Genomic DNA, 19900 nt, shown 5'->3' with positions numbered 1-19900 from the left:
CGTACCGTCAGTTCTCCATCGCCGCCCTGGAGGTAACACGTGTCAGACGACCGGCCCGTCGCCCTCGACGAGTACCCCGTGCACCAGGCACCGCTCTCGATGAAGCACCACGTCAGCGGCGACCGGAACGCCTATGACCGGTGCATCTTCCACGTCTTCGACCACCAGGGCCGCGCCCTGCTCATCGCCGGCCTCGGCGTCTACCCCAACGCCGGTGTCGTCGACGCCTACGCGACCCTGCGCACCGGTGACCGGCTGCACGCCGTCCGCGCCTCCGACGCCCTCGGCGAGGACCGGATGGACCTCTCCGTCGGCCCGCTGCGGATCGCCGTCGACGAGCCGCTGCGCCGCCTCACCCTGCACTGCGCGGCCGACCCCGACGACCCGGAGGGCCTCTCCTTCGACCTCACCTGGACCGGGGACTTCCCCGCCGTCTGGGAGCCCCACCACACCCAGCGCCGCGGCGACCGGCTCACCCTGGAGGGCCGCCGCTTCGTCCAGGCGGGCCACGTCACCGGCACCGTCCGCGCGGGCGGCGAGGCGTACGAGGTGACCGAGGGGGAGTGGACCGGCACCCGCGACCGCAGCTGGGGCGTGCGCCCGCTGCCCGGCGAAGAGCCCGGCCGCGCCGAGGAGTTCCGCACCGAGGGCTTCCACTGGCTCTGGATACCCATGCGCTTCGAGGACCGCTTCCTCATGGTCATCGCCCAGGAGGACGCCGACGGCTACCGCACCCTGAACGAGGCCCTGCTGGTACGGAACGGCCGCCGCGACACCCAGCTCGGCTGGCCCCGCACCGACATCACCTACCGCCCCGGCACCCGCCACCCCGAACGGGCCGTCGTCCACGTCACCGACCCGGCCGGCAAGCCGCTGGAGATCGGCGTCGAGATCCTCGCCTCCTCGCCGCTCGCCGTCGGCGCCGGCTACCCGCCCGCCACCGACTGGCAGCACGGCAGCTGGCAGGGCCGGAACTGGACCGACCGGCGCGTCTACGACCTCTCCGACCCGGCCGCCCACCCCATGGCCGCGTACGGCGTCACCGACCACGCCGCCCGCTTCACCCTCGACGGACGCACCGGCTACGGCATCTTCGAACACGGCTCCTTCGGCCGCCACGACCCCAGCGGCTTCGCCGACCACACCTCCACCGCCCCCTGAGCCCGAGGAGTCCCATGGCCACCGCGCCCCGCCCCCGCACCACCACCCGGGACCCCGAGGAGCTCGGCCGACGGCTGGCCGTCTGGCTGGACGCGCGGCTCCCCGGCGCCCGCGTCCACGACCTGGCCGTGCCCGGCTCCAACGGCATGTCCAGCGAGACCCTGCTGTTCGACCTCGACCACCCCGACGCCCCGGTCCGCCGCTGCGCCCTCCGGCTGGCCGCCGACCCGGCCGCGTACAGCGTCTTCCCGGTCTACGACATGGCCCGCCAGCACCGGGTGATGAGCCTGGTCGCCGAGCACACCGACGTGCCCGTGCCGAGGGTGCTCTGGCTGGAGGAGGACCCCGGGCCGCTGGGCGCGCCCTTCTTCGTGATGGCCCGCGCGGAGGGCCGGGTCCCGCCGGACGTCATGCCCTACACGTACGAGGGGAACTGGCTGCACGCCGCCGACGATGCCCAACGCGAGCTCCTGGAGGCCGAGTCGGTCGCGATCGTGGCCCGGCTGCACGACCAGTTCCCCGCGAAGGAGGCCGAGTTCCTGCTGCCGGACGGTCCCGGCAGCCCGCTGCGCCGCCACGTCGACGCCCAACGGGCCTACTACGCCTGGGTGGTGGACGGCCTCACGCCCTCGCCGCTGATCGAGTCGGCCTTCGACTGGCTGGAGGCGCACTGGCCCGCCGACGAGGGCCCGGCCGTGCTCAACTGGGGCGACGCCCGCATCGGCAACATCGTCTACGAGGGCTTCCGGCCCGCCGCCGTCCTCGACTGGGAGATGGCGGCCTGCGCCCCGCGCGAGGTGGACCTCGGCTGGACGGTCTATCTGCACCGCTTCTTCCAGGACCTCACGGTGGGCTTCGGCCAGCCGGGGCTGCCCGGTTTCCTGCGCCGCGAGGACATCGAGCGGCGCTACGCGCGGCTCACCGGGCACACCCCGCGCGACATGGAGTTCCACACCCTGTACGCGGCGCTGCGGCACGCGATCGTGATGCTGCGGATCGCGTACCGGCAGGCGCACTTCGGCGAGGTAGCGGTGCCGGGCGAGGCCGCCGACGTGGACGGCCTGATCCTGCACCACGCCACCTTGGCGGCGATGGTGCGCGGACGCTACTGGTGAGGCTCAGGCGGCGCGGCGCAGCTGCGCCGGCTTGATCGGACGCGAGCCCGGACCGCCGACGTGCGAGAAGGGCTGCATCCGCCAGTCGAGGCCCTGGGGGAGCGTCAGGAGGAGGGCGGTGTCCTGCTCCTGCACCTCCAGCGTCTCGTCGGCCGGGCGCGTGTCGGCCGCCGGCAGACCGGTGCCGGAGCAGACGGTGAGCACGAAGGGGTTCCACGGGCTCGGGCACAGCGCGTGCTCCGGCAGTACGTCCTCGTCGGCGAGCAGCGCGATGGGCTGCGCGCAGTCCGGGCAGATCACCCGGTACATCTCAAAGGTGTCGTACGTGTCGAGCTCGTCGGACGTGCCGTCGGACATGGCGTCGGACATGGCGACGGAATCAACAGGCTCCTGCATGGAGATCTCCCCCTCGGACGGGTCGGCCGGATCTGAGTGGCCTCGACCACAGCAAGCAATTCCCATACGGTCCACCGCATAACCGTGAGGTCACGCCCGGAGCCCGCCAAAACCTGTGGTGTTCGTCACATGCCCGTCGCAGGTGCCCCGCCGATGCCCAAAGGCGGACATACGGGCGGCCCTCGGCTGGGCTCCGGCCCCTTCGGGGCAATAGGGTCACCGCATGGAGGAGCTGGATCGTCAGATCGTGGAGTTGCTCGTCAAGGACGGGCGCATGAGCTACACCGACCTGGGCAAGGCCACCGGCCTGTCCACCTCGGCCGTGCATCAGCGTGTCCGCCGCCTGGAGCAGCGCGGTGTCATCCGCGGCTATGCCGCCGTCGTGGACCCGGAGGCCGTCGGCCTGCCGCTCACCGCCTTCATCTCGGTGAAACCCTTCGACCCCAGCGCCCCCGACGACACCCCCGACCGGCTCGCCGACATCCCCGAGATCGAGGCCTGCCACAGCGTCGCGGGCGAGGAGAACTACATCCTCAAGGTGCGGGTGGCGACCCCGCTGGAGCTGGAGCACCTGCTGGGCCGGATCCGCTCGCAGGCCCATGTCTCCAGCCGGACCACGGTCGTCCTCTCCACCCCGTACGAGTCCAGGCCGCCGCGCATCTGAGCCGGGGCCGTCCCGCGAGCCGAACCCGCTGGTAAGGACGGCGTCCGCGACGGCCTAGCCTGGTCGCATGAGTGCGTACGAACACCGCACCGTGCTGTTGCGCGGTGGAGAAGTCCACAGCCCCGCCGACCCCTTCGCCACCGCCATGGTGGTGGAGCGCGGGCACGTCGCCTGGGTGGGTTCGGAGGGCGCGGCCGACGCCTTCGCCTCCGGCGTGGACGAGGTGGTCGACCTCGAAGGGGCGCTGGTCACCCCGGCGTTCGTCGACGCGCACGTGCACACCACGGCCACCGGCCTCGCCCTCACCGGCCTCGACCTGTCGGACGCGGTCTCGCTCGCCGACGCGGCGGACCGGATCCGCGCGTACGCCGCCGCCCGTCCGGCCGACCGCATCCTCATCGGGCACGGCTGGGACGCCGCCCGCTGGCCGGAGCGGCGCCCGCTCACCCGTGCGGAGCTCGACGAGCTGACCGGCGGCCGCCCGCTCTACCTCACCCGGATCGACGTCCACTCGGCCGTCGTCACCACCGCCCTGCTCGACCTCGTGCCCGGCGTCCGCGAGCTGACCGGCTGTCACGACGGGCAGCCGCTCACCGGCGACGCCCACCACGCCGTGCGCGCCGCCGCCTACGCCGCGCTCTCCCCGTCGCAGCGCACCGAGGCGCAGCGCGCGGCCCGCCGGCACGCCGCCTCGCTCGGCATCGGCACCCTGCACGAGTGCGGCGGCCCCGAGATCTCCTCCGAGGAGGACTTCACGGGCCTGATGGACCTCGCCCGGAGCGAGCCCGGCCCCCGGATCGTCGGCTACTGGGCCGACCTCGACATCGATCGGGCCCGCGCCCTCGGCGCGCTGGGCGCGGCCGGCGACCTCTTCGCCGACGGCTCCCTCGGCTCGCACACCGCCTGCCTCCACGACTCCTACGCCGACCGGGCCGGAGCCGGCGTCGCCCACCTGGACGCGGCGGCCGTCGCCGCCCATGTCGTGGCCTGCACGGAGGCCGGGCTCCAGGCCGGCTTCCACGCGATCGGGGACGCCGCCGTCGACGCCGTCGTGGACGGCGTCCGGGCCGCCGCCGAGAAGCTGGGCCTGGCCCGGATCCGCTCCGCCCGGCACCGCGTCGAGCACGCCGAGATGCTCACCCCCGAGTCGATCGCCGCCTTCGCGGAGCTGGGCCTGACCGCCTCCGTGCAGCCCGCCTTCGACGCGTACTGGGGCGGCGACGAGGGCATGTACGCCGACCGCCTCGGCGTGGAGCGGGCCCGCACCCTCAACCCGTACGCGGCGCTGCTGCGCGCGGGCGTGCCGGTGGCCTTCGGCTCGGACAGCCCGGTCACCCCGCTGGACCCGTGGGGGACCGTCCGGGCCGCCGCCTTCCACCGCACCCCGGAGCACCGGATCTCGGTCCGCGCCGCCTTCGCCGCGCACACCCGGGGCGGCTGGCGCGCGGTCGGCCGGGACGACGGCGGCACCCTGGTGCCGGGCGCCCCCGCCGACTACGCGATCTGGCGCACCGGCGAGCTGGTGGTGCAGGCGCCCGACGACCGGGTTGCCCGCTGGTCGACCGACCCGCGCTCCGGGACGCCCGGTCTGCCCGATCTGTCCCCCGGCCGCGATCTTCCCGTCTGCCTGCGGACCGTGGTGTTCGGGCAGACGGTGTTCGTACGACCGAACGAGTGACGTAGGGACATTTCGAGCCGCCGCTCGATATCGGCCGGGTTCCCCCGCCACCTGCGGATCTTCGGGCTCCGGCCGGGTGGTGGGCACATCGCCGCAGGTCAAACGGGTGTTGACAGGCGGCGGGCGGGGGCCGGTAGGTTCGGCACGTCCACCACGGACGTCCGACCGGATCGAAACCTCCACGCTGGCACCGAACGCCGCCCGCGCCTCGGGGGCGAGGGAAGGTTTTTCCGGCGGAGGGTGCGACCCGGGCAGGGCTCCGGCGTTCAGTAGACAACGGCCTCGGTCGATCCGCAGCCAGCGGGTCCCGGGTCGGCCCGAAGGACGCCGGGCCCCGATCCCGCACCCCGTGGGCGGGGCTCGCTATGGTGGTGCCTCTCGCATGTATCCGAAGGGGCAGTAGTGAACGACGGTGGCCAGAGGCGTTACGGCCCGCTCGGCAAGGCCTTGGTGATCATTCCGACCTATAACGAGGCGGAGAACATCAAGCCGATCGTCGCGCGGGTGCGGGAGGCCGTTCCCGAGGCGCACATCCTCGTCGCCGACGACAACAGCCCCGACGGCACGGGCAAGCTCGCCGACGAACTCGCGGCCGAGGACGACCACGTCCACGTCCTGCACCGCAAGGGCAAGGAGGGGCTCGGCGCCGCCTACCTCGCGGGCTTCCGCTGGGGCATCGAGCAGGGCTACGACGTCCTGGTCGAGATGGACGCCGACGGCTCCCACCAGCCCGAGGAGCTGCCCCGGCTGCTCACCGCCCTCAAGGGCGCGGACCTGGTGCTCGGCTCCCGCTGGGTGCCCGGCGGCCGGATCGTGAACTGGCCGAAGTCCCGCGAGTTCATCTCGCGCGGCGGCAGCCTCTACTCGCGCGTCATGCTCGACGTCCCGATCCGCGACGTCACCGGCGGCTACCGGGCCTTCCGCAAGGAGACCCTGGAGGGCCTCGGCCTCGACGACGTGGCCTCCGCCGGCTACTGCTTCCAGGTCGACCTGGCCCGCCGCGCGGTCGCCGCCGGCTTCCACGTCGTGGAGGTCCCCATCACCTTCGTCGAGCGCGAGGTCGGCGACTCCAAGATGAGCCGGAACATCGTCGTCGAGGCGCTGTGGCGGGTCACCGGCTGGGGCCTGACCGCCCGCGCGCGGAAGGTCGGCAAGCTGCTCGGCCGGGGGCCCGCGAGCTGATCTCTCCTTTACGACGTTCCGGCGGGCCGCCAGGCACACTGGAGGGCATGACGACCGGCGCAACGCCTCCCCTCGCCCCCAAGCGCTCCCGGGCGCGTACGTTCCTTCCCCTGGCCGTCGCCGCCTGGCTGGTCCTGGAGATCTGGCTGCTCACGGTGGTCGCGAACGCGGCCGGCGGCCTCACGGTCCTCCTGCTGCTCGTCGGCGGCGCCGTGCTCGGCGGCACCGTGATCAAGCGGGCCGGCCGGCGGGCCTTCGCCAACCTCACCGGGACCTTCCAGAAGGCCCAGGAGGCCGCCCGGACGGGCGCCGCGCCCACCGAGGCCGACCGGGTCGGCGCGGAGGACCGCAACGGCTTCCTGATGCTCGGCGGCCTGCTCCTGATGATCCCCGGCCTGCTCTCGGACGCGGCCGGACTGCTGCTGCTGATCCCGCCGGTGCGCGCGGCGCTCGGGCGGTACGCGGAGAAGGCCGCGGAGCGCCGGATGAGCGCCGCCCCGGAGGGAAGCCTCCAGGACGTCTTCCAGCAGGCCCGCATCCACCGCCCGGACGGAAAGGTCGTCCAGGGCGAGGTCATCCGCGAGGACGCGCCCCAGGGGCCGCGTGAGCCGCAGGCCCCCCGCCCGCCACTGATGCCCTGAGCGCCGCGGCGCGGTGTGGCATGACGTGACATGACATGGCATGGCATGGCATGACGCCGGAGCCCCCGGGGGATTCCCCCGGGGGCTCCGGCGTTCCTGTGGGCGTCCCGCGTACGGTTCCCGCACGGGGGAGCCACGCGCGGGAACCGTACGCGGGGGCGCGCGCGGGAACGCCGAGGGGCCCGGTACACGAAGCGTGTACCGGGCCCCTCGGCGTATCTCAGGCCGTGCTGTCGTCCGTCAGGCGGACTTGCGGCTGTCGCGCGGATGCACGGCGATGTTCATGGCTCCGGACCTGAGGACGGCCAGCCGCTCGGCCAGCACCTCCTCCAGCTCCTCGCGGGTGCGCCGCTCCATGAGCATGTCCCAGTGCGTTCGCGCCGGCTTGCCCTTCTTCTCCTCGGGGCCGTCCCCGTCCACCAGGAGTGCCTGGATCCCGCAGACCTTGCACTCCCACTCGGGCGGAATCTCCGCCTCGACAGAGAAGGGCATCTCGAAACGATGCCCCTTCTCACATGCGTACTCCACCGCCTGGCGCGGGGCCAGATCGATGCCGCGGTCGGTCTCGTAGCTGGTCACCACGAGGCGCGTGCCGCGAAGAGCTCGCTCACTCATGAATCGTGCCTCCCGGGCTTGTCGCCCACAGGACAGGTGTCGCTGTCGTCGTCATCCGGTCAACGTCCGGTCGGCGGTAAAGATTCCCGTTACGGGTCATGCGTCGCCCGTCGTGCCGCCCCTTGTTTTACCCACCAGTGCCCGTTTTGTCACATCTGGCAGGAGATGTCACCCAACGTCTTCACCAAGTCAGCACGCAGTAACGGTCCGCCTGGCAGGCCAAAGGCGTACACTACCGGTCTTTCATTTCCGCGTCTAAATCCGGTCCGGTACGGGGTTCCCCGCGGCGGCCACGGCCGCCCGCACCGGGACCCTCGCGAGGAGCACGAACCCGACCGCGAAGAAGATCACCAGAGAGATGATGGCATCCCGGTAGCTCCCGGTCAGCTGATACGCGAGACCGAACACCAACGGCCCCAGCCAGCTCAGCCCGCGGTCGCTCATCTCGTACGCCGAGAAGTACTCCGCCTCCTTGCCGCGCGGCACCAGATGCGAGAACAGCGAGCGCGACAGCGCCTGGCTGCCGCCCAGGACCAGGCCGATCGCCGCCGCCAGGCAGTAGAAGAAGACGGGCGCGTCGGCGGGCAGGAAGTATCCCGCCGCCAGGATCGCCGTCCACACCGCCAGCGAGCCGAGGATCGTCCGCTTGGCCCCGTACGAACGCGCCAGACGGCCCATGCCGAGCGCCCCCGCCACCGCCAGCACCTGCACCAGCAGCACCGCCGTGATGAGCGTCGTCTGGTCCAGGCCCAGCTCCTCCGAGCCGTACACCGACGCCTGCGAGATCACCGTCTGCACGCCGTCGTTGTAGATCAGGTACGCGAGCAGGAAGGAGAGCGTCAGCGGATGCCGGCGCATGTCCTTCAGGGTGGCCCGAAGCTGCTTCCAGCCGCTGCCGACGGAACCCTCGCCCGCGCGGGCGGCCGGATCCGCGTGCCGGTCGCGCAGCCGCCGCAGCGGCACCAGGGTGAAGGCGCCCCACCAGAGCCCCGCCGAGGCGAGGCAGATCCGCACCGCGGTCCCCTCGGTCAGCCCGAAGGACTCGTGGCCCGAGTACACGACCAGGTTGAGGACCAGCACCAGCGCGCCCGAGGTGTAGCCGAAGGCCCAGCCGCGCGAGGAGACGGTGTCCCGCTCGTCCGGCTCGGCGATCTGCGGCAGATAGGCGTTGTAGAGCACCATCGACACCGACAGCGAGGCGTTCGCGACGATCAGCAGGAAGGCGCCCAGCAGATAGCGGTCGCCCGACAGGAAGAACATCCCCGTCGTGGCCGTCGCCCCCACGTACGCCGAGGCCGCGAGCAGCGGCTTCTTCCGCCCCGTGCGGTCGGCCGCCGCGCCCACCAGGGGCATCGCCAGCACCGCGACCACGATCGACGCGGACACCGCGTACGCGAAGAGGGAGCCGGCCCGCACGGGTATGCCCAGCGGGTGCACGAACCCCTCCGGGTCCGCCGCCGCCTTGGCGACCGAGGTCAGGTACGGCCCCAGGAACACCGTCAGCACGCTCGTGGAGTAGACCGAGCAGGCGAAGTCGTAGAAGTACCAGCCGTGCTGCTCGCGCCTGCGCTCGGCCGGGCTCACGGGGCTTTCCGGGCTCCCCGGGCCGCCCGTGCTCCCCGGGCCGGCGGCGTGGCCGTCCGGCAGGCCGGTGTTGTCGACGTCGGTCACGGCCGCGCCCCCTCGTTCGTCCCCGTGTTCCCCGTGGTACGCGCGCTCAGACCCACAGTCCGCGGTCGGTCAGGACACCGCGCAGCGTCTCCAGATGATCGGTCATGATGCCATCCACGCCAAGGTCCAGGAGAGCGTGCATCCGCTCCGGCTCGTTCACCGTCCACACGTGCACCTGGACGCCCCGCGCGTGCGCCTCCCGCACGAAGCGCCGGTCCACCACCGGGAGCCCCGCCTGCCGCTCCGGCACCTGGGCCGCGACCACACCCGCGCGCAGCGCCGCCGGGAGGCCCAGCGAGCGCAGCCGCAGCCCCAGCACGCCCTTCACGCCGTACGAGGTGGCCAGCCTCGGCCCGGCCAGCCGCTGCGCGCGCGCCACCCGTGCCTCGGTGAAGGAGCCCACGCAGATCCGGTCCCAGGCGCCGGTCCTGGCGATCAGGTCCAGCAGCGGCCCGAGGGCCGGTTCCGCCTTGAGGTCCACGTTCCAGCGTGCCTCGGGGAACTCCTCCAGGAGCTCCTCGAAGAGCGGCAGCGGCTCCTTGCCCGCGACCCGGGCCTCCTTGACGGCCGCCCAGGGCAGGTCCCCGATCCGGCCCCCGGCGTCCGTCACCCGGTCCAGGGTCGCGTCGTGGAACGCGACCAGGACGCCGTCCGCCGTGGTGTGCACATCGGTCTCGAAGTAGCGGTAGCCGGCCGCGGTCGCGCGCCGGAACGCCTCCGCGGTGTTCTCCAGACCGTCCGCCGTGCCGCCGCGGTGGGCGAAGGGGAGGGGGGCCGGGTGGTCGAGGTAGGGGTGGGGTACGCGAGTCACCGCCGCAGTATGGCGGTCAGGGCGCCGGGGTGGGGACGGGGGAGGGTGCGACGTCGGGCACACCGGAGGCGGCGTCCGGCGCGGCGGGAGTGGCGCCCGGCGCGGCGGAGGCCGCCTCCGGCGTCCCGGAGGCGGCGTCCGGCTCCGGGATCGCGAAGCGGCGCAGGAAGAACTGGGCCAGCGGGCCGATGCACAGGGCGTAGAGCACCGTGCCCACGCCGACCGAGCCGCCCAGGACGAAGCCGGTGGCGACGACCGCGATCTCGATCGCGGTGCGGACCAGCCGGATCGAGCGCCCGGTCAGCCGGTGCAGGCCCGTCATCAGGCCGTCGCGCGGGCCGGGGCCGAGCCGGGCCGCGATGTAGAGCCCGGTGGCGGCGCCGTTGAGCACGATGCCGAGGACCATCAGGGCGATCCCGGCGGCCAGGCCGTCCAGGCCGGGGACGAGGGCGAGGGTGGCGTCCATGGCCAGGCCGACGACGAAGACGTTGGAGACGGTCCCGAGGCCGGGCCGCTGCCGGATCGGTATCCACAGCAGCAGCACGACCGCCCCGACGCCGATCGACACCACGCCGATCGTCAGGCCCGTCTTCTCGGCGAGCCCCTGGTGGAGCACGCCCCAGGGCTCCAGACCGAGCCCCGCGCGCACGAGCAGCGCCGAGCTGATCCCGTACAGCGCGAGGCCCGCGTACAGCTGGACGAGGCGGCGGGTCAGATGCCGGCCGCGGAGGCCGGAGGCGATGGACACAGGACTTGCCCCCTGGGAGATGACCTGGGTGGTCGTGGTGGACTGGCTCATGACACTCTGTGGCGGGAGAGAACGCGCCAACCATGGCCAATTCGCGGAAGGTGGACTGATTTCCATGGCTCAGTGGACCTCGGCGGTGGGGCCTGCCCAGCTCGCCCGGCAGCTCCAGGCCCAGCAGGCCCGGCCCGCCGCGCCCGGCACCCGCAAGCCGCCCGCCTACCGCGCCCTCGCCGACGGCATCCGGCTGCTCGTCCTGGAGGGCCGCGTCCCGGTGGCCGCCCGGCTGCCCGCCGAGCGCGAACTGGCCCTCGCCCTCACCGTCAGCCGCACCACCGTCGCCGCCGCCTACGAGGCGCTGCGCTCCGAGGGCTTCCTGGAGTCCCGGCGCGGGGCGGGGAGCTGGACGGCGGTCCCGGCCGGCAATCCGCTGCCCGCGCGGGGGCTCGAACCGCTGCCCCCGGAGTCGCTGGGCTCCATGATCGACCTGGGCTGCGCGGCGCTGCCCGCGCCGGAACCCTGGCTCACCCGGGGCATCCAGGGCGCCCTGGAGGAGCTGCCGCCCTACGCGCACACCCACGGCGACTACCCGGCCGGGCTGCCCGCGCTGCGGCAGATGCTGGCCGACCGCTACACCGAGCGGGGCATCCCGACGATGCCGGAGCAGATCATGGTGACGACCGGCGCCATGGGTGCCATCGACGCCATCTGCCACCTCTTCGCCGGGCGCGGCGAGCGGATCGCCGTCGAGTCGCCCTCGTACGCCAACATCCTCCAGCTGATGCGGGAGGCCGGCGCGCGGCTGGTGCCCGTCGCCATGGCCGAGGGCCTCGGCGGCTGGGACCTGGGCCGCTGGCGCCAGGTGCTGCGGGACGCCGCGCCCCGGCTCGCGTACGTGGTCGCCGACTTCCACAACCCCACCGGCGCCCTGGCCGACGAGGACCAGCGGCGGCAGCTCGTCGAGGCCGCCCGCTCGGCCGGCACGGTGCTGGTGGTGGACGAGACGATGACCGAGCTCTTCCTGGACGACGACGTGACCATGCCGAGGCGGGTCTGCGCCTTCGACCCGGCGGGCGCCACCGTGCTGACCGTCGGGTCGGCCAGCAAGGCCTTCTGGGCCGGGATGCGGATCGGCTGGGTGCGGGCCGCGCCCGACGTCATCCGCTCCCTGGTCGCCGCCCGCGCCTACGCCGACCTCGGCACCCCGGTCCTGGAGCAGCTCGGCGTCAACTGGCTGATGCGCACCGGCGGCTGGGAGGAGGCCGTCGGCCTGCGCAGGGCCCAGGCCCGGGAGAACCGCGACGCGCTGGTGACGGCCGTGCGCCGGGAGCTGCCGGACTGGGAGTTCGAGGTGCCGCGCGGGGGGCTGACGCTCTGGGTGCGCACCGGCGGCCTGTCCGGCTCCCGCCTCGCCGAGGTCGGCGAGCGGGTCGGCGTCCGGGTGCCGTCGGGGCCGCGCTTCGGGGTGGACGGCGCCTTCGAGGGGTACGTCCGGCTGCCCTTCACCGTCGGCGGCCCGGTCGCCGACGAGGCCGCCGCCCGCCTGGCCGCCGCCGCGCGGCTGGTGGAGTCGGGCGCGGCGGGCTCGGGCGCCGAGGCCCCGAGGTCCTTCGTGGCCTGACCCGGACGGGCGGTTCGCGCCCCGGCGGCACGAGAAGAGGGCGGGCGCACCGGTGAAGGTGCGCCCGCCCTCTCGTGTCCGTACGGGGCTCAGCCCTCGGCGGGCACCGGGGACGGCAGCGCGGTGGTGCCGGGGCCCTTGCGGAGGGTCGGCGCCGTGTCGGCCTCCACGTCCGGGTCCGGGGCCGAGCCGGGGGCGGCCTCGATCGTCGCCATGGTGGCCGTCTGCCGCTCCGGCAGCAGCTCCAGGACCGCCTGGCGGTGCGCCTCGCCGGTCGCGTCGTCGTACGGGTCGGGCGTGGCCGGGACCTGGAGGCGCAGCACCGGGGCGGCGCCGAGGCGGGCGTAGCCCCGGCCCGGGGGCACCTCGGGGACGGGGGTGGTGTGCGGCGGGGCCCCCAGGACGGCGGCGATCTGGTCCGGGGCGGCCGGGCCGAGCGCGATCCGGGCCCGGGTGTGGGTCCGTACGGTCTCGCCGAGCGCGTCCAGGCTGTCGAACTGCTCCGCCACCACCACCGTGACCTGCGCCGCGCGCCCGTGCCGCAGCGGCACCTGGAGCAGCTCCTGAGGGTCGGGGCGGCCGTCGGCGGCGGCGAGGTGGCCCAGCACGCTCGGCCGGTCGAGGAGGATCCACAGCGGGCGCCGGGTGTCCTCGGGCGCCGGGTGGCCCGCCTGGCGGGCGCGGTTGGCGGCGATGAGGCGCCGCTCGGTCTCGTGGGCCGCCCACTCCAGGCTGGCCAGCGCGCCGGCGAGGCCGCATTCGACGGCGAGCACCCCGGCCCGGCCGACGAGGCAGGCGAACTCGCCGGTGCCGCCGCCCTCGATGACGAGGACGTCGCCGTGCGGGAGGGCCTGGAGCGCGATCGAGCGCAGCAGGGAGGTGGTGCCGCTGCCGGGCTGGCCGACGGCGAGCAGGTGGGGCTCGGCGGAGCGGGGGCCGGTGCGCCAGATGACGGCGGGGGCGTCCTCGGTGCCGTCGGGGCCCTGGACGGGCACGGTCCGGGGCACGGCGTCGGCGTCGGTGAAGCCGAGCACGGTCTCGCCGGGCGCGGTGACGAAGCGCTGGGCGGCGATCGTGGTGGGGAGGGCGTCGAGGACCCGCATGGTGAGCCGGTTGCCCTCCTCGTCCCAGGTGAAGAGGTATTCGCGGCCGCGGCCCGACTTGGCGTGCAGCAGCTGCTCGACGCGGGCGCGGGCGGCGGGCTCGCCGTCGGTGAAGTACGGGGGGTAGGAGATGCGCAGCCGGGTCAGCCGGCCGTCCTCGTCGAAGGCGTGGTCCGCGAAGGCGGCGCTCCAGTCCCCGCCGTGCGCGAAGAGCGGCGCGGGGTCCTCGGGGAGGGAGAGATAGGGCACCAGGGCCTCGTAGAGGCCCTTGAGCCGGGCGGCCTCGGCGTCGTCGGGACCGGTCTTGACGACGGGGCGCTCCCGTCCCTGCCAGGCGGCGGCGCCCATCACCCCGACGAGGGCGAGCAGGGGGCCGTACGGCAGGAAGGCGAGGACCAGGACGCAGGCCGCGACCAGGAACAGCGTAGGACCGCGCCGCTCCTTGGGGGTCGCGGCCCACCTGGCGCGCACGGTCGCGGCCAGCTTCCGCAGACCGCGCGAGATCGTGATCAGCGGATGGAGCACATCGGTGGCGCTGTCGGCGGCCGTGCGCGCGATCTCTCGGCTGCGAGCGATCTGGGCGCTGCCGCTGCTCAGAATGCGGGGGAGTGGTCGCCGGGCCACGTCGTACTCCTGGAGTGGTGGAAGGGGCGGAGGGGCGTCAGAACTTGATCCCGCCCAGAAGGCTGGCGAGGCTCTGTCCGCCCGCGGTGATGCTCGGGGCGATCGCGGTGCCCGCGAGGTAGAACCCGAAGAGGGCGCTGACGAGGGCGTGCGAGGCCTTCATGCCGTCCTTCTTGAAGAACAGGAAGCAGATGATGCCGAGCAGGACGACGCCTGAAATGGACAGGATCATGAGGTGTTCTCCTGGTTGAGGGGACAGTCACCATCAGTTCTTCCAGGTTCACAGCAAGTATCTATGTGACTAAAGGTGCATATGGGTGAATTGCTGGCGTTTTCACTTGACCGGCCTAGAAGTGACCCTTCTTCGGGTGGCGAAAAGTCCGGATCGCGCTAAAAGGGCGGGTGTCGCGAGTGATCTTTGCCTCCAACAGGCACGGTCATGTCCCCAGGTGGGCAGTACCCTGTCGATTCACTCGTACGGCCTCACTTGCCGTGCGCAGGTCAAGCACGAGAGCGAGGCGCCACCATGAGCGAGAGCCAGACCCCGGACCCCGAGGTCGTCGAGCTGGCCGGCAAGGTCTTCGGCCTGGCCAGGACCGGCGACGCGGCGGCCCTCGCCGCCTATCTCGACGCGGGCGTCCCGGCGGACCTCACCAACGACCGGGGCGACACCCTCGTCATGCTCGCCGCCTACCACGGGCACGCCGGGGCCGTCGCCGCGCTCCTGGAGCGGGGTGCCGACGCCGACCGCGCCAACGACCGGGGCCAGACCCCGCTCGCCGGTGCCGTCTTCAAGGGCGCCGACGACGTCGTCCGCGCCCTGCTGGCCGGCGGGGCGAATCCGGAAGCCGGGACTCCGTCCGCCGTGGACACCGCACGGATGTTCGGCAAGGCCGAACTCCTGGAGCTCTTCCAGGCCCGGTGAACACCGGCTGAACCCCAGGTGAGAGCAGCGTCGTAAATGTGGTCGCGGTGGCGAAATGGGTGGGTCATCATGACGACGGGCCCGCAGCGGGCCACCGACGAGAGGCAGAGGAAGATGGTCAATCACAAGCGCGGAACCACGGGCGGCCCTACATGTTGCCGCACGGCCTAGGCGATCAGCCTGACCCGGTTCATCCCGGATTCCCCCGGTCGTGTCGACAGCTTGATGTGAGGCGTCTTCCATGTTCGATCCAGTCATAGCGCCGAGCGGCACTCTGCTCGGCCTGTTGCAGAGGGGCCGCGGCGACGGCACCCTGCACGCGCTCGCGGCGCCACGTGCCGAGGCCCTCGCGGCCCTCAACGGCTGCGTTCTCGACGACCCCCGCCACGACTGGCAGGTCGAGAACCGCTCCCTCTACTACGCCCGTCTCTACCTCGACCTCCACGGAGGTCTGGACGAGATCGAGGCGCACCTCTTCGCGCCCGAGGACCGCCTCGACGACGAGGAGGCCAGGACCGGGCTCGCGCTCTCCGTCCTCGGGCACCTCGCCTCGTACGGACGCCGCGACGCGGTGGTCCTGCTGCGGCGCTACGCCGCCACCGGGGCCAACTGGGCCTGGGCCCTGGACGAGCTCGCGCTGCGCGACGACGACGCCGGACTGCGCTCCCTCGCGCGGGCCGTGCTCGCCCGCTTCCCGGCCGACGCCGAGGGCGAGGCCGCGCTGGCCGCCGCCGTCCGCGACGCCTACGAGCCGCGGCCCTGGCGGCTGTGGGCCGAGGACCCGCGCGCCGCCGTCGGCGCCCGGATCAGGGCCGCCGGCGAACAGGGCTCCTTCGACCGCTGGCAGCGCCAGCTCAGCCCCACCGGGCCCCGGCCCGGCTGGAGCGTCCAGGCCGTCCTCGACTGGGCCCAGGAGGGCCTGGAGCGCGGCGCCGAGCTCACCGGGCCCGCCGCCCGCTGCCTGGCCGCCGTCGCCGGCCCCGAGGACCGCGAACTGATCCTCGCCACCGCCCGCCGAGGCCCCGACGGCGCCCGCCGCGCCGCGCTGCACTACCTCGCCGCGGCGGAGGACCCCGCCGTCCTCGACCTCGTCGAGCTCGCCGCCGGCGAGGGCTCCACCGTCGCCGAGGCGGCCGTCGCCGCCTTCGCGCGCATGACCGGCGAAGCCGCCGTCGACCGCGCCCGCGGCTGGATCCACCGGCCCGACGCGCTCGGCGCCGCCGCCGCCGGGACGCTCGCCTTCCGCGGCGGCACCCAGGACTCCCCCCTCGTCCTCGGCGCCCTCCGCGAGACCGTCCGGGCCCAGGGCCCCGACGCGGTCGCCCTCTACCCCCTGGTCGACGGCGCCGGCCGCCTCGGCATCGGCTGCGCGGCCCCCGTGCTGCGCCACATCTACCGCGAGACGGCCTCCTCCCAGCTGCGCGGCCGCACGGCCCGCGCGCTGGCCGCCACCGACCCCACCTTCGCCACCGGCTTCGCCGTCGAGTGCCTGTGGGACTGCGAGGAGACCACCCGCGAGCTGGCCGCGCTGCACGCCGAGACCGGGGACGTACGCGTCGCCGACCGGCTGCGCCGCCTGGCCGCCGACCCGGCCGAGGAGGCCGAGGTCCAGACGGCCGTGCGCAACCGGATAGGACCGGATCTCGACCTCCAGGTCTGAGCACCGCACCCCGGGGGTGGCCCTCATCCGGCCACCCCCGCGGCTTCCGGTGCCGCCCGGGGCAAACGCTCATGGGACGTTCCCCGCCCGTCCAGATCCACTTTGACGGGGACACGCCGAGCGCGACGACAACACCCGTATGCGTGTCGTCATCGTCACCGAGTCCTTCCCGCCCGACGTCAACGGGGTCGCGCACTGCGCCCAGCAGACCGCGCTCCACCTGGCCCGCCGAGGCCACACCCCGCTCGTCGTCGCCCCCGCCCCCCAAGGCGCCCTCGCCGCCGCCGGCCCGGACACCGACGCGCCCTGCCCCGTCGTCCGGGTGCCCTCCCTGCCGCTGCCCGGCTACCCCCAGGTACGGGTCGCCCTGCCCAGCCGCCGGGTCGCCGCCGCCCTCGCCGCGCACCGCGCCGAGATCGTCCACCTGGCCGGCCCCTTCGTCCTCGGCGTCCGGGGCATGACGGCCGCCGCCCGGCTCGGCCTGCCCGCCGTCGCCGTCTACCAGACCGACCTCGCCGGCTACGCCCGTACGTACGTGGGCGCCGGCGAGGCCGCGGCCTGGCGCCGGCTGCGCGCCGTGCACGGCGCCGCCGACCGCACCCTCGCCCCCTCCACCGCCGCCGTCCGCGACCTGGAGGCGCATGGCATCGGCCGGATCCGGCTCTGGAGGCGCGGCGTCGACACCGCGCGTTTCCGGCCGGAGCTGCGCGACGCGTCCCTGCGGCGGCTCCTCGCGCCCGGCGGTGAGACCCTCGTCGGCTACGTCGGACGGCTCGCGCCCGAGAAGCGCGTCGACCTGCTCGCCGGGGTCTGCGGACTGCCCGGCGTCCGGCTCGTCGTCGTCGGCGACGGGCCGAGCGCCCCCGCGCTGCGGGCCGCCCTGCCCGGCGCCGTCTTCCTCGGCCGCCGCACCGGCGACGAGCTCGCCCGGATCTTCGCCTCGCTCGACGTCTTCGCCCACACCGGCCCCTACGAGACCTTCTGCCAGACCGTCCAGGAGGCGATGGCCTCCGGCGTCCCCGTCGTCGCCCCCGCCGCCGGCGGCCCCCTGGACCTCGTCGACCACCGAGGCACCGGCTACCTCGTCCCGCCCGAGGACCCCGGCGCGCTCCGCGAGGCCGTCGCCGCCCTCGCCGCCGCCCCCGCCCTGCGCGCGGTCTACGGCCGGGCCGCCCGCGCCGCCGTCGAACGGCGCACCTGGGAGTCCGTCGGCGACGAGCTGATCGGCCACTACCGCGAGGTGCTGCGCGAGCGGGCGGCGGTGGCGGCGTGACCGGGACACGGCCCGGGGACCCCGGGCGGGCGCTGCGGATCGTCCGGGTCGCCAACTTCGTGACCCCCACCTCCGGCGGCCTGCGCACCGCGCTCGACCGGCTCGGACGCGGCTACGCCGCCGCCGGGCACCGCCCCGTGCTCGTCGTCCCCGGCGCGACGGCGGGCGACCGGGAGGCCGCCCAGGGCCGCGTCGTCACCCTGCCGGGACCCGTGGTCCCCGGCACCGGCGGCTACCGGGTGCTCGCCGACCGGCGCCGCCTGCGCCACGTCCTCGACGGGCTCGCCCCCGACCGCCTGGAGGTCTCCGACCGGACCACCCTGCGCTGGACGGGGGAGTGGGCGCGCCGCGCGCGGGTGCCGGCCGTGATGGTCTCCCACGAGACCGCCGACGGCGTCCTGCGCACCTGGGGCGTCCCCGGGGCGCTCGCCGCGCGCGCGGCCGACCGGCTCAACCGGCGCACCGCCTGGGCCTACTCCCGGATCGTCTGCACCACCGGGTGGGCCGAGCGGGAGTTCGTACGGATCGGGGCCCGCAACGTCGTCCGCGCCCCGCTCGGCGTCGACCTCGACCGCTGCCGGCCCGGCCGCCGCAGCACCGTCCTGCGGGCCCGGTACGCGGACGGCGCGCGGGTGCTGCTCGTCCTGTGCTCCCGGCTCTCCGTCGAGAAGCGCCCCGGCGCGGCCCTGGACGCCCTCGACGAGCTCCGCGCCCTCGGGGTGGCCGCCGCGCTCGTCGTGGCCGGCGACGGGCCGCTGCGGGCCGCCCTGGAGCGCCGGGCCCGGGAGCGCCGGCTGCCCGTCCGCTTCCTCGGCCACGTCGCCGACCGGGAGGCGCTCGCCGACCTCCAGGCGGCGGCGGACGTCTGCCTCGCCCCCGGACCCGCCGAGACCTTCGGGCTCTCCGCCCTGGAGGCCCTGGCCTGCGGCACGCCCGTCGTCTGCAGCGCCTCCTCCGCCCTGCCCGAGGTCGTCGCCGACGCGGGCGCCTGCGCCGCCGACGAACCCGCCGCCTTCGCCCGCGCGGTCCGCACCCTCCTCGCCCTCCCCGAGGAGCCCCGGCGGGCCGCCGCCCGCGCCCGCGCGGAGCTCTTCTCCTGGGACCGCGCCACCGCCGCCTTCCTGGCCGCCCACGACGCCCCCGTACGCCTCAGGACGCCGGGATGAGCCCGCGCGCGGCCCCGGCCCGCTTCGTCGCGCTCGGGGACTCGCTCAGCGAAGGCGTCGGCGACCGGGTCGACGGGCGCTGGCGCGGCTGGGCGGCGCTGCTCGCCGAGGGGCTGCGGGCCGACGCGGCGGCCACCGCCTTCACCAACCTCGCCGAGAGCGGCGCCCAGAGCCGCGAGGTCGCCGAACGGCAGCTCCCCGCGGCGCTCGCCCTGGAACCCCGGCTCGCCTCCGTCGTCGTCGGCGTCAACGACACCCTGCGGCACACCTTCGACATCGGGCTGCTCGCCGCCCGCCTCGACCGGGTGTGCGCGGAGCTCACCGCCGCCGGTGCCGTGCTGCTCACCGCCTGCCTGCCCGACCCCGGGCTCATGCTCGGACTGCCCGCCCCGCTCGCCCGCCCGCTGGCCCGCCGCCAGCGCTCCGTGAACGCCGTCGTCCACGCCCTCTCCGCCCGCTACGACACGGTCCACCTGCACCTGGACGCCCCCGCCTGGACCGCCGACCGCGCGCTGTGGAGCGCCGACCGGCTGCACCCCGGGGAGCGCGGCCACCGGGCCATCGCCGCCGCCTACCACCGGCTGCTGCGCGACCGGGGGCTCGCCGACGGCCCGCCCCCGAGCCCCGAGCCGGGGCAGCCGCCGCCCGGCCGCGCGGACGCGGCGCTCTGGCTCGCCACCGCGGGCACCGCCTGGGTGCTGCGCCGCTGCCACGACCTGCTGCCCCAGCTGCTCCTGCTCGCCGCCGCCGAACTGCGCCACACGGCCACCGGGACCAGCGCCCGCCTGGACGCCCGCGCGGAGCGCGCCCTGTCGACCGCCCTCGCCGCCGCGGGACCGTCACAATGAA

General features: G+C 74.7%; 19 protein-coding genes. 12 read left to right on the top strand and 7 right to left on the bottom strand.

What is annotated here, in order from left to right; translation table 11 throughout:
• Positions 1-39: 39 nt before the first annotated feature.
• Positions 40-1161, top strand: coding sequence for an Rv3169 family protein (locus tag ACZ6J5_RS30210; protein ID WP_469396763.1), 1122 nt, complete (start codon positions 40-42; stop codon positions 1159-1161).
• Between the two features lie 14 nt (positions 1162-1175).
• On the top strand, positions 1176-2276 hold the full coding sequence (locus ACZ6J5_RS30205; RefSeq protein WP_469396761.1) for a phosphotransferase family protein: 1101 nt from the start codon (positions 1176-1178) through the stop codon (positions 2274-2276).
• 3 nt (positions 2277-2279) lie between these two features.
• Here ACZ6J5_RS30205 and ACZ6J5_RS30200 read toward each other — a convergent pair whose 3' ends face one another.
• Positions 2280-2672 (bottom strand): hypothetical protein, encoded by a 393-nt coding sequence (locus ACZ6J5_RS30200; RefSeq protein WP_469396759.1) that lies wholly within the window; start codon positions 2670-2672, stop codon positions 2280-2282.
• A gap of 223 nt (positions 2673-2895) precedes the next feature.
• Between ACZ6J5_RS30200 and ACZ6J5_RS30195 the strand changes: the two genes are divergently transcribed.
• The 4 genes from ACZ6J5_RS30195 to fxsA all read left to right on the top strand — a co-directional run bounded on the left by ACZ6J5_RS30195 (position 2896) and on the right by fxsA (position 6837).
• Positions 2896-3336, top strand: coding sequence for an Lrp/AsnC family transcriptional regulator (locus tag ACZ6J5_RS30195; protein WP_362483171.1), 441 nt, complete (start codon positions 2896-2898; stop codon positions 3334-3336).
• A gap of 67 nt (positions 3337-3403) precedes the next feature.
• Positions 3404-5014 carry an amidohydrolase gene (locus tag ACZ6J5_RS30190; RefSeq protein ID WP_469396757.1) on the top strand — a complete coding sequence of 537 codons (1611 nt, stop codon included), beginning with the start codon at positions 3404-3406 and terminating at the stop codon, positions 5012-5014.
• A gap of 402 nt (positions 5015-5416) precedes the next feature.
• The gene (locus ACZ6J5_RS30185; protein WP_469396755.1) at positions 5417-6196 is read left to right on the top strand and encodes a polyprenol monophosphomannose synthase; all 780 of its coding nucleotides are present in this window, start codon (positions 5417-5419) and stop codon (positions 6194-6196) included.
• A gap of 47 nt (positions 6197-6243) precedes the next feature.
• Positions 6244-6837 (top strand): FxsA family membrane protein, encoded by a 594-nt coding sequence (gene fxsA / locus ACZ6J5_RS30180; RefSeq protein WP_469396753.1) that lies wholly within the window; start codon positions 6244-6246, stop codon positions 6835-6837.
• A gap of 240 nt (positions 6838-7077) precedes the next feature.
• Here the strand turns inward: fxsA and ACZ6J5_RS30175 are convergent, their stop codons facing one another.
• The 4 genes from ACZ6J5_RS30175 to yczE form a co-directional block, all read right to left on the bottom strand.
• Entirely contained in the window at positions 7078-7452 is a 375-nt protein-coding gene (locus ACZ6J5_RS30175; RefSeq protein ID WP_015032218.1) for an RNA polymerase-binding protein RbpA, read from the bottom strand.
• A 255-nt stretch (positions 7453-7707) separates the two neighbouring features.
• Complete coding sequence (locus ACZ6J5_RS30170; protein ID WP_469396894.1) at positions 7708-9036, bottom strand: MFS transporter; 1329 nt, start codon at positions 9034-9036, stop codon at positions 7708-7710.
• A 133-nt stretch (positions 9037-9169) separates the two neighbouring features.
• A complete protein-coding gene (locus ACZ6J5_RS30165) occupies positions 9170-9934 on the bottom strand; it encodes a glycerophosphodiester phosphodiesterase family protein (RefSeq protein ID WP_469396751.1) in 765 nt (254 codons plus the stop codon).
• Positions 9935-9950: 16 nt separating this feature from the next.
• Complete coding sequence (gene yczE, locus ACZ6J5_RS30160; RefSeq protein ID WP_469396749.1) at positions 9951-10733, bottom strand: membrane protein YczE; 783 nt, start codon at positions 10731-10733, stop codon at positions 9951-9953.
• 64 nt (positions 10734-10797) lie between these two features.
• Between yczE and ACZ6J5_RS30155 the strand changes: the two genes are divergently transcribed.
• Positions 10798-12300: an SCO1417 family PLP biosynthesis transcription factor gene (locus ACZ6J5_RS30155; protein ID WP_469396747.1), complete on the top strand. Its 1503-nt coding sequence runs from the start codon at positions 10798-10800 to the stop codon at positions 12298-12300.
• Positions 12301-12389: 89 nt separating this feature from the next.
• Here the strand turns inward: ACZ6J5_RS30155 and ACZ6J5_RS30150 are convergent, their stop codons facing one another.
• Both ACZ6J5_RS30150 and ACZ6J5_RS30145 read right to left on the bottom strand, forming a co-directional pair.
• On the bottom strand, positions 12390-14027 hold the full coding sequence (locus tag ACZ6J5_RS30150) for a hypothetical protein (RefSeq protein WP_469396746.1): 1638 nt from the start codon (positions 14025-14027) through the stop codon (positions 12390-12392).
• A gap of 37 nt (positions 14028-14064) precedes the next feature.
• Complete coding sequence (locus tag ACZ6J5_RS30145; RefSeq protein ID WP_046907412.1) at positions 14065-14259, bottom strand: hypothetical protein; 195 nt, start codon at positions 14257-14259, stop codon at positions 14065-14067.
• Between the two features lie 294 nt (positions 14260-14553).
• Here ACZ6J5_RS30145 and ACZ6J5_RS30140 point away from each other — a divergent pair, with 294 nt between their 5' ends.
• From ACZ6J5_RS30140 to ACZ6J5_RS30120, 5 genes are all read left to right on the top strand, one after another.
• On the top strand, positions 14554-14952 hold the full coding sequence (locus ACZ6J5_RS30140) for an ankyrin repeat domain-containing protein (protein ID WP_469396744.1): 399 nt from the start codon (positions 14554-14556) through the stop codon (positions 14950-14952).
• Positions 14953-15193: 241 nt separating this feature from the next.
• Complete coding sequence (locus ACZ6J5_RS30135; protein ID WP_469396743.1) at positions 15194-16612, top strand: HEAT repeat domain-containing protein; 1419 nt, start codon at positions 15194-15196, stop codon at positions 16610-16612.
• Positions 16613-16751: 139 nt separating this feature from the next.
• Entirely contained in the window at positions 16752-17885 is a 1134-nt protein-coding gene (locus tag ACZ6J5_RS30130; protein ID WP_469396741.1) for a glycosyltransferase family 4 protein, read from the top strand.
• Positions 17882-19051, top strand: coding sequence for a glycosyltransferase (locus ACZ6J5_RS30125; protein WP_469396739.1), 1170 nt, complete (start codon positions 17882-17884; stop codon positions 19049-19051). The genes ACZ6J5_RS30130 and ACZ6J5_RS30125 overlap by 4 nt, the downstream gene beginning before the upstream one ends.
• Positions 19048-19899, top strand: a complete 852-nt coding sequence (locus ACZ6J5_RS30120) for an SGNH/GDSL hydrolase family protein (protein ID WP_469396738.1) — start codon at positions 19048-19050, stop codon at positions 19897-19899. The genes ACZ6J5_RS30125 and ACZ6J5_RS30120 overlap by 4 nt, the downstream gene beginning before the upstream one ends.
• Position 19900: the final 1 nt, after the last annotated feature.

The sequence above is a fragment of the Streptomyces sp. NPDC042100 genome (assembly GCF_055582325.1).
Note: the sequence above shows the minus strand (reverse complement) of the source record. Positions and strands in the feature narration are given on the sequence as shown.